General features: G+C 68.3%; 13 protein-coding genes. All 13 read left to right on the top strand.

The window, feature by feature from the left end; genetic code table 11:
* Nucleotides 1–256 precede the first annotated feature (256 nt).
* The gene (locus JHL17_RS06810) at nucleotides 257–2,509 is read left to right on the top strand and encodes a hybrid sensor histidine kinase/response regulator (protein WP_247893362.1); all 2,253 of its coding nucleotides are present in this window, start codon (nucleotides 257–259) and stop codon (nucleotides 2,507–2,509) included.
* A gap of 61 nt (nucleotides 2,510–2,570) precedes the next feature.
* On the top strand, nucleotides 2,571–3,866 hold the full coding sequence (locus JHL17_RS06805; RefSeq protein ID WP_200191365.1) for a pentapeptide repeat-containing protein: 1,296 nt from the start codon (nucleotides 2,571–2,573) through the stop codon (nucleotides 3,864–3,866).
* Between the two features lie 134 nt (nucleotides 3,867–4,000).
* On the top strand, nucleotides 4,001–5,599 hold the full coding sequence (locus tag JHL17_RS06800) for a glycosyltransferase (RefSeq protein ID WP_200191363.1): 1,599 nt from the start codon (nucleotides 4,001–4,003) through the stop codon (nucleotides 5,597–5,599).
* 102 nt (nucleotides 5,600–5,701) lie between these two features.
* Entirely contained in the window at nucleotides 5,702–6,757 is a 1,056-nt protein-coding gene (pseI, locus tag JHL17_RS06795) for a pseudaminic acid synthase (protein WP_200191451.1), read from the top strand.
* A complete protein-coding gene (locus tag JHL17_RS06790; RefSeq protein WP_200191361.1) occupies nucleotides 6,750–7,496 on the top strand; it encodes a cytidylyltransferase domain-containing protein in 747 nt (248 codons plus the stop codon). Before pseI ends, JHL17_RS06790 begins: the two co-directional genes overlap by 8 nt.
* Before the next feature lie 87 nt (nucleotides 7,497–7,583).
* A complete protein-coding gene (locus JHL17_RS06785) occupies nucleotides 7,584–7,817 on the top strand; it encodes an acyl carrier protein (RefSeq protein ID WP_200191359.1) in 234 nt (77 codons plus the stop codon).
* A 3-nt stretch (nucleotides 7,818–7,820) separates the two neighbouring features.
* Nucleotides 7,821–8,681 (top strand): alpha/beta fold hydrolase, encoded by an 861-nt coding sequence (locus tag JHL17_RS06780; RefSeq protein WP_200191357.1) that lies wholly within the window; start codon nucleotides 7,821–7,823, stop codon nucleotides 8,679–8,681.
* On the top strand, nucleotides 8,678–8,926 hold the full coding sequence (locus JHL17_RS06775) for an acyl carrier protein (RefSeq protein WP_200191355.1): 249 nt from the start codon (nucleotides 8,678–8,680) through the stop codon (nucleotides 8,924–8,926). Before JHL17_RS06780 ends, JHL17_RS06775 begins: the two co-directional genes overlap by 4 nt.
* Nucleotides 8,923–10,134 (top strand): AMP-binding protein, encoded by a 1,212-nt coding sequence (locus JHL17_RS06770; RefSeq protein ID WP_200191353.1) that lies wholly within the window; start codon nucleotides 8,923–8,925, stop codon nucleotides 10,132–10,134. The genes JHL17_RS06775 and JHL17_RS06770 overlap by 4 nt, the downstream gene beginning before the upstream one ends.
* Nucleotides 10,131–10,910 carry an SDR family NAD(P)-dependent oxidoreductase gene (locus tag JHL17_RS06765; protein WP_200191351.1) on the top strand — a complete coding sequence of 260 codons (780 nt, stop codon included), beginning with the start codon at nucleotides 10,131–10,133 and terminating at the stop codon, nucleotides 10,908–10,910. The genes JHL17_RS06770 and JHL17_RS06765 overlap by 4 nt, the downstream gene beginning before the upstream one ends.
* A gap of 27 nt (nucleotides 10,911–10,937) precedes the next feature.
* Complete coding sequence (locus JHL17_RS06760) at nucleotides 10,938–11,996, top strand: 3-oxoacyl-ACP synthase III family protein (protein ID WP_200191349.1); 1,059 nt, start codon at nucleotides 10,938–10,940, stop codon at nucleotides 11,994–11,996.
* A 201-nt stretch (nucleotides 11,997–12,197) separates the two neighbouring features.
* Nucleotides 12,198–13,061, top strand: a complete 864-nt coding sequence (locus tag JHL17_RS37980) for a flagellin (protein ID WP_425599590.1) — start codon at nucleotides 12,198–12,200, stop codon at nucleotides 13,059–13,061.
* Nucleotides 13,058–14,092, top strand: coding sequence for a flagellin (locus tag JHL17_RS37975; protein WP_425599589.1), 1,035 nt, complete (start codon nucleotides 13,058–13,060; stop codon nucleotides 14,090–14,092). The genes JHL17_RS37980 and JHL17_RS37975 overlap by 4 nt, the downstream gene beginning before the upstream one ends.
* The last annotated feature ends 128 nt before the right edge of the window (nucleotides 14,093–14,220 follow it).

Genomic DNA, 14,220 nt, shown 5'->3' with positions numbered 1-14,220 from the left:
AGGGGGCGTGCAGGTTTATTCGTCGATCGAACATTCGGGAGGGTGGATTTAAGATCTTCCCGATCAGTCTGGATGAGCCTGAACAGAACGACTTTCGAACCCGTTGCCCGCTGCGTTCCGTCACCGCCGAGGATTATCCGCCGATGTCCATCACCCGCTTGTCGTCGCCGCTTTGGAAGGAGCCTCGGCATCCTATGCCGCGGGTCCGACCAATGGCTGCGTGACCGGGCCGATGTCATCGCCTCAGAGGCCGCCATTGCCGACCTCGTCGTCCGCCGTTTTCCGCCAGGTCGCCGGCTCGCCCCGGATGCTGGTGGCTGCCCTGTGTGCGGCGCTGGCGCTGTTGGGAACAGCATCCTGGGCGACGGTTACCGCACTCGATTACCGGGACACGCTCGCACGCTCCGAGCAGGATGTCCGGCAGGTGGCCATCCTCTTGGACAGCCACGCGGAAGGTGTGCTGGAAACCAGCGTCAGCCTGCTGGATCAGGTCGCCGGCCGGATGGACGGACGGGGCTTGGCCTCATGGGCCGAGCGCAGTCTGGCGGAGGCGATGGCGGTGGAGCGCAGCGGCCGTGTGACTCTGCTCGGTGCGGACGGATCGTTGCGATACGGTTCCTCCGTCGCTTTCGCGGAGCCTGAGAGCAGCGATGGCCTGTCGGTGCTGGTTCGCCCCTTACCGCCGGAAGAGGAGCGCGAGGTCCTGCCGGCATTCGGGTATATGGCCGGCCAGCCGGCCATTCTTCTCGCCCGCCGCATCCACACCGCGGCGGGCGTTTTCGACGGCGCGGTCCTGGTTGCGGTGCCGGTAGCGGTCTTGGCCCCGGTGCTGAATGCCTTCGGTGACGGGACGGGACGCTCCGTCGGCCTGTACCGTCCCGACGGCGTCCGCCTTGCAGGACCGGGCGCCTCTTCGCTGGGCGTCCTGCCGCGCCTGGAGCGTGGAACCGTCCGGGTCGATGTGAATTGGATGGGCGGCGGCAGGGCTTCGGTGCTTGGAGTGAAGCGGATGGCCGATCTGCCGATCTTATCGGCGGTGGTGATTCCGCGAACGGCCGTGCTGGACCCCTGGTATGTCCGGATGGAGCGCGGTCTGATGGTGGTGGTCGCCGGTGTTGCCGCGCTCGCCGGCCTGTCGCTGCTGGGGGCCGCCAGCCTGCGGCGGGAAGCGCTGGCCCGGCAGGCACTGACGCAGGCCAACGCCCAGCTTGAGCAGGCCAATGTCCAGCTGGAGGAACGGGTGGAGGAGCGCACAGCCGCCCTCAGCACCCTCAATGTGAAGCTGAGCCGTGCGCTGGAGGAAAAGGAACGGGCCAACCAGGCCAAGGGCCGCTTCCTGTCGGCGGCCAACCATGATTTGCGTCAGCCTTTCCAGGCCTTGCGCCTGTTTCACCACATTCTGATGGAGCGCTTGGCCGGCACGCGCGACCATGGCATCGCCGAGAAGATGGGCGAAGCGCTGGATGCCGGGGAAAAGCTGCTGCATGCCCTTCTGGAAGTGGCGACCCTGGATGCCGGCGTCGTGCGTCCGCAGCTGACCGACGTGCCGGTGTCGGCGGTATTCGAGGAACTGCTGGCCGAATTTCGCGGAATGGCGGCGGAAAGGGGGTTGATGCTGCGTGCGATGCCCACCCGCATGGTGATCCGAACCGACCGCACGCTGCTGACCCGGATGCTGGGCGATCTGGTGCGCAATGCCATCCGCTTTACCGACAATGGCCGGGTCACCATCGGCTGCCGCCGTCAGGCCAGATGGCTGCGCATCGAGGTATGGGATACCGGAACCGGCATTCCCGCCGAGCAACTCGACAATATCTTCGAGGATTTCGTCCAGCTCGGCAATCCGGAGCGCGACCGCCGTCAGGGTCTGGGCCTCGGCCTCGCCAAAGTCCGGCGCAAGGCGGCGCTTCTGGGCCATGCGCTGGAAGTGCGCTCGCTTCAAGGGCGCGGCTCCGTGTTCGCCGTCAATGTGCCGGTGGTCGGAACCGAACGGTTGCCGACCATGGCGCCGGTGCAGGACCCCGATCCCGTGGAGGCCGGAGAGCGGCTGATCCTGGTGGTGGAAGACGATCCGATCCAGCGCGACGCCGTGCGGCTGCTGCTGGAAAGCTGGGACTATCGCGTGATGGTGGCCGCCGAGGGCGAGAGCGCGCTGGCTCTTTTCGGCGGGGCGAAAAGCAGGGCGCCATCGGTAGACTATCCTGCATCCGATATGCCGATTCCCGACATGATCGTCAGCGATTTCCGGCTGCCGGGTCGGCTGACCGGCGTGCAGACCGTGGCGAAGGTGGGCGAGCGGCTGGGGCGTGCGGTGCCGGGATTGATCCTGACCGGTGATACCGCGCCGGAGCGCATCCGGGAGGCCGTGGCCACCGGCTGCCGGTTGCTGCACAAGCCGGTTTCCCCGGAGGATCTCCGCGACGCCATCGCCGCCATCCTTGCGGAACGGCAGGCATCCCGCCCGGCGGATGGCGGCGAACAGGCGTTCGAAAGCGAGTCGGCGGCGTGAGTTAACCCTTTCTGAAGCCGGCCTGCCTTACAGTGGCGCGGGAAAGGGAGTTCATAGGGCCATGGTGCAGAATCGCACGCTCAAGCGTCTCGATCAGGCGCTGCTCGATCAGGCGGTGCGGCGGCACGAAATGTTTCGCAATGCCCGGGTAGGCGGGGCGCGTGCCAACCTGTCCTTCTCGGATCTGTCGGGGCTGGACCTGTCGGGTCGCGATCTCGCCCATGCCGATTTTGTCGGCGCCAGCCTGCGCGGCGCCAACTTGGCTGGGGCGCGGCTGGACTGCGCGTCCTTCTTCGTCTCCGATCTGCGGCAGGCCAATTTCGACGGTGCCAGCCTGATCAAGGCCGACCTGCGAGGCGCCTGCCTGCGTGGAGCGATCCTCGTCGGCGCCAACCTGTTCGAGGCGGATCTGCGCGACGGCTCTCTCGCCGAGAAGGACCGGTCGGGGCATCTGCATATGGTGCAGATCGACTCCACTCCCGCCGAGGCCGACGGCGCCGACTTGTCGGGGGCCAATCTGACCAATGCCCGGATGTCGGGCATCATGGCGATCCACACCGATTTCTCCGACGCGGTGATGCGGGGCTGCAAGCTGGTGCGGGCGACCATGCGCGGCGCCAACTTCACCGGTTCGAACATGGAGGGGGCTGACCTCTCCGGCGCCGACCTGCGCGGTGCGTGCCTGCGCGGTGCGGTGCTGACCGGTGCCATCATGGTGATGACCGACCTGACCGACGCCGACGTGGAAGAGGCATTGACCGACAAGCCGGTCGGCCGCGTGGTGGCGGAACTGGGGCGGTCCCTGGAGGATCTGCTTGCCGATCACATGATCTGGGTCGGCTCGAGCGGGGCGCAGGGCGCGATGCTGGACTTGTCCGGCTTCGACCTGCGCCATGCTCCGTCGCTGGCCCATATGTGCCTGACCATGCTGCGCGCAGCCGGGGCTACCCTCTACGGCCTGGATCTGTCCGGCGTGCAACTGCAGGCGGCCGTGCTGGACAAGGCCGACCTGCGCGGGGCGACGCTTGCGGACGGCGACCTGCGCGGCATCAGCCTGAGGAATGCGAAGCTGAACAACGGCAACCTGCGCAACGTCAACCTACGGCCCCTGGTCTTCGATGAACAGCGCTCCCGCCCCGCCGATCTGTCGGGGGCGAAGCTGCGTTACGCCGACCTCAGCGGGGCCTGCCTGCGGTCGGTCAATCTGGGCAATGCCGACCTGTCCTTCGCCAACCTGCGTGGCTGCGATCTCGCCAGGACCGATCTCACCGGTGCCAAGCTGTTCGGTGCCAAGCTGGAACGTCGTGCCTTGGCCGAGGGGGCCATCCTCGATGGCGTCGCCGGGCTGAAGCTGTAGGTCGGGCTCGACTTGAAGAGTTGGTACGATCGCCGGACCTTGGACCGTCATGCCCGGCGCCAGTGCCTGCTTGCAGGACCGGTGGCGGCGGCGGTACACACGGGAAGGCTGTCCGAAGTGGAAAGGTCCAGAAGATGCCGCAAACGGTGCCGTCCGACCGCGTGACTGCGGCCGCTGCCGCCCTGTCGACCTATCTGGTCGACCGGCAGTTCGGTGCCGAAAAGATCAACCGCTTCGCCGCGCTCTGCGAGGAGACCCGCCGCGCACTGGATCTCGACAGCCGACTGCTGCTGGCGGAAATGCTGGAGCGGACGGCAGAGTCGAACGACACGATCCGGCTGCGTTCGGTCCTGTTCCTGCTGACCGGCGATCTCTATCATTATGAGCGGATTCTCCACTACCTGATCCTGGGCGGCGACAGCGCCGATCCGGCGGCGCTGCACTACACCCACTGGTGCATGTCGCGGCAGCTGTTTCTGGGGGCCGCGAGTGGCGACAAGCTGGCGAGCTTCGTGCCCTGCGACCTGTTCCGCTCCTATACGGCCATGGTTCGCCAGATCGCGCGGCGCTGGGACCTGACGCCGCCGCGAGCCGCTTTGCGCGACGGACCGATCCGCCGTGTCGCGATGGTGACCAACCAGTTCACCAACCAGGGCCATCAGCCGACCCGCGATTGCTTCGATTTCGCCGCCCGCATGCAGGACGAGTTCGGGCTGGACGTCGCCATCATCAACGTCAACGGCCTGCCGAGCCGGGTGGAGAATGTCTTCATCCCGCCGATGGTGGCGGAGGTCGCCGCCGATCTGGAAGGTGTCTTCGCGCTGAAGATGTTCGGCCGGCAGGTCAAGGTCGCGTCCTTTACGGAGCCGGTCTTCGGCAGGGACAAGCTGAGCGTCATCGTGGAAGCCATCGATGGCTACGACCCCGACCTGATCGTCTCCTTCGGCGGCTCCAACATCGTCTCCGATCTGTTCGGCGATTCCGGCGCCCGGCCGGTGGTGGCGTTGCCCACCAGTTCCGGCATCACCCTGTCGCTGGCCCCCATCGTGCTGGGATTCGAGGAGCGCGACCACACGCAGTCGATCCCGACGCTCTATCGCACCCCTTTCGCCCGCCGTTTCCGTCCCTTCACCTTCGGCTACACCCTGCCGCCGTCGAGCGGCGTGCGCGTCGACACCGGTTTCCCGGACGGCACGGTTCTGTTCGCCGTGGTCGGCACCCGCCTGGACCAGGAAGTGACGGGAGAGGTGCTGAGCCTGCTGGACGACATCCTGGATCGCTGTCCCGCCGCCGGTCTGGTCTTCGCCGGTGACGTGCGCGAGCTGCCGGCGCAGCTTGCGCCTTTACGCAACGCAGCGCGCATGCGCTGCCTGGGCCATGTCGCCGACATCCGCGCGCTCTATGCCCGCTGCCACGTCTTCCTCAACCCACCGCGCCAGGGCGGCGGCGGCGGGGCGGCCTTCGCCCTGGCGGAAGAGGTGCCGGTGGTCACCCATGGCTGGGGCGACGGCGCGAGCGTTTCCGGCCCGGAGTTCTGCGTGGGCGACCGTGCCGCCTATCTGGACCGCGCCGTGACGCTCGCCACCGATTCCGCCGCCCGCACCGTGGCCGGCACCGCGGCCAAGGCACGCTTCGCCGCGATCGGCGACCGCAACCGCTGCGTCGAACGGCTGCTCGCCTACGGCGAGGAAGCGCGCTCCCTCCTGCGTGCCGAACGCGCCGGCGCGAATTAACCTTCCTTCACATTTCCGTGAAAGACTGATCCTGTCAGTTCGTATCCGCTGGAAAGCCGTCCCTTGCCGAACGCCATGCCCATCCATCCCAGCCGACCGCCGATGTCCATTGCCGGCCGTCCGATCGGCTTGGACCATCCGCCCTACCTGATCGCGGAAATGTCGGGGAACCACAACGGCGACCTGGGCCGCGCCCTGGCGCTGGTCGAGGCGGCGAAGGAGGCGGGCGCCGATGCGGTCAAGCTGCAGACCTACACCGCCGATACCATCACCATCGCCCATGACGGACCCGGCTTCCGGCTGGAAGGCGGGCTGTGGGGCGGGCGGACCCTGCACGACCTCTATCGCGAGGCGCACACCCCGTGGGATTGGCATGCGCCGCTGTTCCAGCGGGCTCGTTCCCTGGGGCTGACCATCTTCAGCTCCCCCTTCGACGAAACCGCCATCGAATTGCTGGAGGAACTCGACGCCCCGGCCTTCAAGATCGCGTCCTTCGAGCTGATCGATCTGCCCCTGATCCGCCGTGCCGCCCGATCCGGCAAGCCGCTGATCATGTCCACCGGCCTCGCGACGCTGGGCGAGATCGAGGAGGCGGTGGCCGCAGCCGGCGATGTGCCGCTGGCCCTGCTCCATTGCGTCAGCGGCTATCCCACCCCGCCGGAGGACTGCAACCTCCGGACCATCCCGCATCTGGCCGCGTGCTTCGGTGGCGTCACCGCCGGGCTGTCCGACCACAGCCAGGGCATCGCCGTGCCGGTCGCCGCCGCGGCGATGGGTGCCACGGTGATCGAAAAACACTTCACCCTGTCGCGCGCCGACGGAGGGGTCGACAGCGCCTTTTCCCTGGAGCCGGCGGAGTTCAAGGCGATGGCCGACGCCGTCCGCGCGGCGACCGCCGCCATGGGCAGGGTCGATTATGCGGTGAAGCCCAGCGAGGCCGGTGGACGCGACTATCGCCGCTCCCTCTATGTCGTCGCCGATGTGGAGGCGGGACAGCCGCTGACGGCCGCCAATGTCCGCTCCATCCGCCCCGGCTTCGGCATGGCGCCCAAGCATCTGCCGGAGGTGATCGGCCGCCGCGCCGGCCGCCGCCTGAGCCGCGGGGAGCCACTGAACTGGGACATGTTGGCGCCCCTGCGGGAGGAACCGCATGGATGAGCCGCGCATCGTCGCCATCTCGCAGGCCCGTATGACCTCCACCCGGCTGCCGGGCAAGGTGCTGCTGCCGGCCGCCGGCCGGCCGCTGCTGGCACATCACCTGGAACGGCTGTCCCGCACGCCGGGGCTGGATGGGGTGATGCTGGCGACGACGGTGAATGCCACCGACGATCCGGTGGTGGAATGCGCACAGGGACTGGGTTTCGCCGTATTCCGCGGCGACGAGCAGGATGTGCTCGGCCGCTTTGCCGGCGCAGCGGCGCTGGCCGGGGCCGATCTGGTGGTGCGCGTCACCGCGGATTGTCCGCTGATCGACCCGGCCCTGGTCGGCCGTCTGATCGCCGCCTTCCGTGGGGGGCCGCCGCTCGACTATCTGTCGATCGACAGCACCCGCTTCCCGCGCGGCCTGGATGCCGAGATCTTCCCGCGCCGCCTGCTGGACGAGGCTGCGGCCGACGCCGCCGACCCGGCGGAGCGTGAGCATGTCACCCCCTACATCTACAACCGTCCCGACCGCTTCCGGTTGGGATCCCCGCTGGTTCCGGAGACGCCGGTGGATCCGGCCGGCCAGCGCTGGTGCGTCGACGAGCCTGCCGATTACGCATTGGTGCGGCGCATGCTGGAAGCATTGCTGCCGGCCAACCCCGATTTCGGCTGGCAGGATTGTTGCAAACTTCTTCATGATCACCCCGACTGGGTGGACATCAACCGTTCGGTCCGGCAAAAGACGCTGCACTGACGGGACCGGCCTGCCGGACATGCGATCGGGGCTCACCGATCCACCGCCGCGGATCGGCCGCCGCGGTTCGACCAAGGAGAATAGCTTATGGATCGCAAGGAATTCCTTCTCGCCCTCGACGAGATGCTTGAACTGGATCCCGGCACGCTGACTGGCGACGAGACCCTGGAATCCCTGGATGCCTGGGATTCGCTGGCGGTCATCAGCTTCATCGCGCTGGTGGACGAGAAGACCGGCGTGGTGGTCGAAGGCGAGAAGCTGGCGAAGGTCAAGACGGTCGGCGATCTGCTGGCCTTGGCGGGTGCGCCGGTCGCGGCCTGACCGGTGCCCTCACCCGTTTCCAGGCCCGTCTCGGAGGGAAGCCGCCTGCGGTCCGGTGCCGTCGCCGTCGCCGGCGGACAAGCGGCCTACCTGTCGGTCGGCAGCGGCGGGGTGCCCGTCCTGCTTCTGCATGGTTTTGCCGGCGACCGCCTAACCTGGCAGTTCAACCTGTCTGCCCTGTCGGCCCGACGCCGGGCCATCGCCGTCGATCTGCCGGGGCATGGCGGGTCGACGGCCGACGTCGGCAGCGGACGGGTCGCCGACTTCGCCCCCTGGCTGGTCGAGTTCCTCGACGGGCTGGAACTGCCCCGGGTGCATCTGGTCGGTCATTCGATGGGCGGCTATGTCGCGCGCGAACTGGCTGCGCTGGTGCCGGGCCGGGTGGCGAGCCTGACGCTGCTGTCCAGCGCCGGTCTGGGCACGCCCTTCGACCTGGATTTTCTGCGCCGCGCCATCGCGCCAGTCGACGTGGCGGAGGGACGGGCTTGCGCCGAACGGCTGTTCGCCGGCCCGTCGCCGCTGATCCCCCGCTTCGCCGAGGTGCTGCATGCCCAGGGCGGCGACCCGGTCCGCCGGGCCGGGCTGGAGCGGATCATCGAGCGGTCCTTCGCCGCCCATGCCTACGGCGGCCCGCCGGTGGACTGGAGCGCTTACCGGATGCCGATCCAGGTTCTGTGGGGCCGCGCCGACCGCATCATCCCGTTGCCGCCGCCCGACCGGCTGCCCCCGGCTGCTCCGTTCCGCGTCTTCGACAATGCCGGTCACCTGCCGCATATCGAGGCCGCCAGCCCGGTGACCGCAGCCATCCGGACCTTCCTGGACGGTTGCGACGATCCACAGTCCGCTGAATTGACCAGACCATGACCGACAGCATCTTCGCCTTGATCGCCGAGGAACTCGGCCGCATCGCCGCCGACAAGGGGGAGGTGCTGCCACCCCTGACGGCGGGCAGCCGCTTCCTGGACGGGGATTTGCCCATCGACTCGCTCGACCTCGCCACCCTGCTGGTGGTGCTCGAGCAGCGGACCGGCCAGGATCCCTTCCGCGAGGGCTTCCGGCAGTTCGCTACCGTCGGCGAACTGGCGGCACTCTACACCGTCCCCGCATGACGGGCCGCCGCCCCGATTGGATGCATCCCGCCTTCCGCCTGATCGAAGGGGAAGAGTCATTCGGCTGGAAGGAACTTGCCGCATTGCCGGTGCCGGCGGGCGGCATCATCCAGGCCGACCGCCCATCCCGCGTGCTGGCCGCGGTGGCCGCCGCGGAAGCGGCCGGGCAGGGGCTTCTGCTGGCCCGCGGCGTGCCGGACGCCAATGCCCGGGATGCCGATTGCCAACCGGGGCAGGGCTTTTCCGTCACCTTGGAAAGCTCCGGCACCACCGGTACGCCCAAGCGCCTGCGCCATGACTTCGCCCGCCTGCGCGGCCGTCTGCGCGGTGTGGCCGATGAGGGGGCGCGCTGGCTGCTGACCTACGATCCGGGCGCGTTCGCCGGCCTGCAGGTGATGCTGACCGCGGCGGCGGCAGGTGCGCTGCTGGTGGCCGTCCCCAGGGGCAGCGCTGCCGGGGAGCGGCCGGCCGGAGGCCTCGTTGCGGAACTGGCGCAGATGGCGCGGCGCCACGCCGTGACCCATGTCAGCGGAACCCCCAGCTTCTGGCGTGCCTTCCTGATGGCGCTGGGCGAGGCGGAATTGCCGTTGGATGCGGTGACGCTCGGGGGCGAGGCCGCCGACCAACCGCTTCTCGACCGGCTGGCGGAGCGGTTTCCCCGTGCCCGGCTGCGCCACATCTACGCATCGACGGAGGCTGGAGCGCTGTTCGCCGTCGCCGACGGCCGGGCCGGCTTTCCGGCGGCATGGCTGGACGATGCGCCGGACGGGCTGGCCCTGCGCATCGCCGACGGCGTCCTCGAGGTGCGCAGCCCCCGCGCGGCAGCGGATGCGGTCGATCGCCAGGGCTGGCTGTCCACAGGCGACCTCGTGGAGCGCCAAGGCGACCGCTTGCTCTTCGCCGGCCGGCTCGACGGACTGGTCAATGTCGGCGGGGTGAAGGTTTCCCCGGAAGCGGTGGAACGGCGCCTGCTGGCGGTGGACGGGGTTGCGGATGCCGCGGTCGTCGCAGTGCCAAGCCCGATCACCGGCCATCTGCTGACCGCCACCATCGTGCCGATCCCAGGCGCCGACGAAGCCGCCCTCAGGACCGCCCTGCGCGCGGTCTCCGCCGATCTGCCGCCGGCCGCCCGTCCGCGCGCCCTGACCTTCGCCGAGCATATCCCGTTGAGCGCCGCGGGCAAGAAGAGCCGAAAGGGAGCATCATGACCGCAACCGCCGAGGCCCAACCCAGCCGCTCCAACTCAAGTCGCCGCCACGTTATCGTCACCGGAGGCAGCCGCGGCCTCGGGCTTGCCCTGGTGGAGGCGCTGCTGGCCGACGGCTATCGGGTCTCCACCTGCAGCCGCTCCTCGTCGGAGGCTTTGGAACGGCTGAGCAGTCCCGATCTGTTCTGGCATCCCTGCCGCATCGGCAATGGGGACGAGGTGCGCAGCTTCTTCGATGCCGCCGTCGCCTGGGGAGGCGATGCGCCCCTGTGGGGGCTGGTCAACAATGCCGGCATCGCCCGGGAAGGCGTGCTGGCGACCTTTCCGGAGGTCGATGCCGAGGCGGTGATCCAGACCAACCTGACCGGCGCGCTCCAGGCCGCCCGCGCCTTCCTGCGCGCCAAGCTGACGGCGCGGGCAGGGGAGGCCAGGGGTGGCCGCATCGTCAACATCTCCTCCATCATCGGCCAGCGCGGCTATGTCGGGCTGGCGGCCTATTCGGCCTCCAAGGCCGGGCTGGACGGGCTGACTCGGGCGCTGGCGCGCGAGGTCGGCCGACGGGCGATCACCGTCAACTCGGTGGCTCCCGGCTATCTCGATACCGAGATGTCGGGCAGCCTGTCGGACGGCCAGCGCGATCAGATCGTGCGCCGCACGCCGCTGGGGCGGCTCGGCACCGCAGCGGACGTGGTGCCGCTGGTCCGTTTCCTGCTGGGCGACGGCGGCGGCTTCGTCACGGGGCAGACCCTTACGGTGGACGGCGGCATCACCTGCTGAAGCAGCATGTGGACAGGAGAGGCGGAGATGGTGGCCAGCCGGATCGACGGGGTAAGCGTGCGCGGAATCGTCGGCTGCGTGCCGGAAGGGCGCGAGACGGTCGAGGATATCGCCCGCCGCTTCGGCGGGGACATGGCCCACAAGATCGCCGCCGCCACCGGCATCGAGGAGCGGCGGATCGTCGCCGCCGGCCAATGCACCAGCGACCTTGCGGAGGCCGCGGCGCGCCGGCTGCTCGACGGGCTGGGCTGGGAGCCGGGCAGCATCGACCTGCTGGTTCTGGTGACCCAGACCCACGACTACACGCTGCCCGGTACCGCCTCGCTGCTGCACCGGCGGCTCGGGCTGCGCAAGGGGGCGGCGGTGCTCGACGTCACCCATGGCTGTTCGGGCTTCGTCTATGGGCTCTGGACCGTGGCGGGATTGCTGAAGGCGGCGGGGCGGCGGGCGCTGCTGCTGGTCGGCGACACCACTTCGCGGCTGGTCGATCCGGAGGATCGCGCGGTCGCTCCGCTGTTCGGCGATGGAGCCGCGGCGACCGCGCTGGAACTGGACGGTGCAGCCGCACCCATCGCCTTCGACCTCGGCAGCGACGGGGCCGGCGCGCCCTATCTGGCGGCGGATGGGGGGGCGATGCGCCATCCCGAAAGACCGGCCCGCCTGTTCATGGACGGAACCCAGGTCTTCGCCTTCACCCTGCGCGAGGTGCCGGGCAGCGTACGCGCCGCGCTGGAATGCGCCGGCTGGACGACGGAGATGGTCGACCATCTCGTCCTGCATCAGGCCAATGCCCAGATGATCCGGCACCTCGGCCAGAAGCTCGGGATGCCGGCCGACCGAACCGTCGTCGCCCTGCGGGAGATCGGCAACACCAGCTCGGCCTCCATCCCGCTGGCGCTGGTCGGGGAACTGGCGGACCGACTGGCCGCCGGCCCTCGCCGTTTGCTGCTGTCGGGCTTCGGCGTCGGCTGGTCCTGGGGCAGTGCGGCGCTCGCCGTCGGGCCTTTGGCCGTGTGTGAAACGGTCATCCTGCCCGGCAGGAAGTGCCCGGCAGAATCTGCCTCCCCGGCAAGCCCTACCCCTTAAGCGGCAGAATTTGCCGATGGGTAGGCAAAATTTGCCGGGCTCTTTTCTGCCCATCGGTACGGATTACCAAGGAAGCCCGGCAAATTTGAACTGGCCCGCTTCTTGCCTACCCCTTTGGTGGGGGAATTAGTCCCCTTCCGGTTTCCGGCGCTCCCAAAGGGCAGCGCCACCGGACATTGATCCTCCAAAGGAGTGGCCATCATGGCTGGCAACGTTACCCTCTCTTCGTCGATGCGCACCAACCTGCTGCAGCTGCAAAGCACGCAGGAGCAGATCAACAAGAAACAGAACATTCTGTCGACGGGCAACAAGGTCAACACCGCCCTCGACGGCCCGACCGCCTTCTTCTCGGCCAAGGGTCTGAACCAGCGCGCCGGCGACCTGACGTCGCTGAAGGACGCGATGGGCCAGTCGATCAGCACCATCCAGGCCGCCGACAAGGGCCTGACCGCGATCGATTCCATGGTCGACCAGGCCAAGGGCCTGACCACCGCCGCCTACGCCGCGCTGGGCAACGACGCCGCCTCCATCGCCACCCGCAAGTCGCTGTCCTCGCAGTTCAACACCCTGCGCGGGCAAATCGACAAGCTGGCCGCCGACAGCGGCTTCGGCGGCAAGAACCTGATCGCCGGCAACGGCATGAGCATGGACAGCACCAGCGCGTCCCGTGCCGCCGTCAACACCATCACCGGTGTCGACAACGCCCGCGTCACCAATGTGCAATCGGCCGACACCTACTCGATCCGCATCAAGGGCGACGGCTCGATCGAAGGCAAGACCTCCGACATCAACGCCGCCGAGAATGCGCACGGCCTGACCGGCCTGAAGCTGTCGGGCACGATGTCCAGCACTTCGGGCAGCTTCTCCAGCGTCCAGATCGAGGTGCGCGGCGCCAACGGCCGCTCGCGCGACATCATCGTGTCGGACGGCAAGGAAAGCCGCACGACCTCCTATTTCGACAACACGCAGACGACCTCCACCAACCTGCAGCGTGCAGCCACTTCCGGTACGGCTCAGATCTCCACNGTGCAGCCACTTCCGGTACGGCTCAGATCTCCACGGTGAACGTCGGCGGCACCGTCGAGGAAGGCGACATCTTCTCGATCACGGTGGAAGGCCAGACCTTCAGCTACACCGCCACCAAGGCGGACGTCGCCGTCGGCCAGAACGCCGCCACCAACGTCGCGACCCGGCTGCAGGCCTCGATCAGCACAGCCATCACCAGCGGCCGCTTGGCCGGCAAGGACGTCGCCTCCGCCTCGGTCGGCAACAGCGGCACGATCGTCCTGACCGGCAACTCCACCACCGGCGTGGTGCGTGACTTCTCGCTGACCTCCAGCACGACCAACGCGCTGACCAAGAAGATCTCGGAAAGCTTCGCGTCGGGCACCATCGTGTCCTTCACGGTCGACCGCCGTCTGCTGGAAGCGGCGAACAACCAGGGCAACGGCGTCTCGACCATCGAGAAGAAGGTCGACCTGCAGATCCAGGTCACCAACTCCAACGGTGCGCAGGTCACCCGCGACGGTATGAGCGACCAGGGCGACGGCAAGCTGGCAGGCGGCGACCAAGCCTTCGCCTTCGATACCGGTACCGTCCACCTGGACGTCGATGCCAAGAACATCAAGCAGGCGGCCTCGGCCAATTGCTCGGCCAACATCGTCACCAAGCAGATCTCCGACGCCAACTCGTCCAACGACATCACCGTCCAGTTGAACGAGACGAACACCAACTCGATCACGGTGAATGCGGTCAACCTGACCACCAGCGGTCAGGGCCTGAAGCTCGACGAGGCGCAGAACGATTGGACCGACCGCGCCGACATCGACAAGGCGGTCGCCGGTCTCGACAACGCCAAGTCGACGATCCGTTCGGCCTCGCAGTCGCTGTCGACCAACCTGAACATCATCACGACCCGTGAGAACTTCACCAAGGAGTTCAGCGACGTGCTGACGGAAGGCGCCAGCAAGCTGACGCTGGCCGACCAGAACGAGGAAGGCGCCGGGCTGCTGATGCTGCAGACCAGGCAGCAGCTGGGCACCATCGCCCTCTCGCTCGCCAACCAGTCGCAGCAGTCGATCCTGCGTCTGTTCTAAGGCGTAGAGTTCGAACGGCGAGTTCGGGTAGGATCACGCCCGGCGGGCGGCGGCATCAGGCCGCCGCCCGTTTCTTTTATGGGCCGGACCGGGCCGGCAAAGGCCGGACGGCGACGGCCCGCAAGCCC

The sequence above is a fragment of the Azospirillum endophyticum genome (genome assembly GCF_016595245.1).
GTDB lineage: Bacteria > Pseudomonadota > Alphaproteobacteria > Azospirillales > Azospirillaceae > Azospirillum > Azospirillum endophyticum.
Note: the sequence above shows the minus strand (reverse complement) of the source record. Positions and strands in the feature narration are given on the sequence as shown.

Coding starts and splice junctions, on each gene's coding strand:
- JHL17_RS06805 (WP_200191365.1), top strand. CDS start 2,571: ATGGTGCAGAATCGCACGCTCAAGCGTCTCGATCAGGCGCTGCTCGAT.
- JHL17_RS06800 (WP_200191363.1), top strand. CDS start 4,001: ATGCCGCAAACGGTGCCGTCCGACCGCGTGACTGCGGCCGCTGCCGCC.
- pseI (WP_200191451.1), top strand. CDS start 5,702: ATGTCCATTGCCGGCCGTCCGATCGGCTTGGACCATCCGCCCTACCTG.
- JHL17_RS06790 (WP_200191361.1), top strand. CDS start 6,750: ATGGATGAGCCGCGCATCGTCGCCATCTCGCAGGCCCGTATGACCTCC.
- JHL17_RS06785 (WP_200191359.1), top strand. CDS start 7,584: ATGGATCGCAAGGAATTCCTTCTCGCCCTCGACGAGATGCTTGAACTG.
- JHL17_RS06775 (WP_200191355.1), top strand. CDS start 8,678: ATGACCGACAGCATCTTCGCCTTGATCGCCGAGGAACTCGGCCGCATC.
- JHL17_RS06770 (WP_200191353.1), top strand. CDS start 8,923: ATGACGGGCCGCCGCCCCGATTGGATGCATCCCGCCTTCCGCCTGATC.
- JHL17_RS06765 (WP_200191351.1), top strand. CDS start 10,131: ATGACCGCAACCGCCGAGGCCCAACCCAGCCGCTCCAACTCAAGTCGC.
- JHL17_RS06760 (WP_200191349.1), top strand. CDS start 10,938: ATGGTGGCCAGCCGGATCGACGGGGTAAGCGTGCGCGGAATCGTCGGC.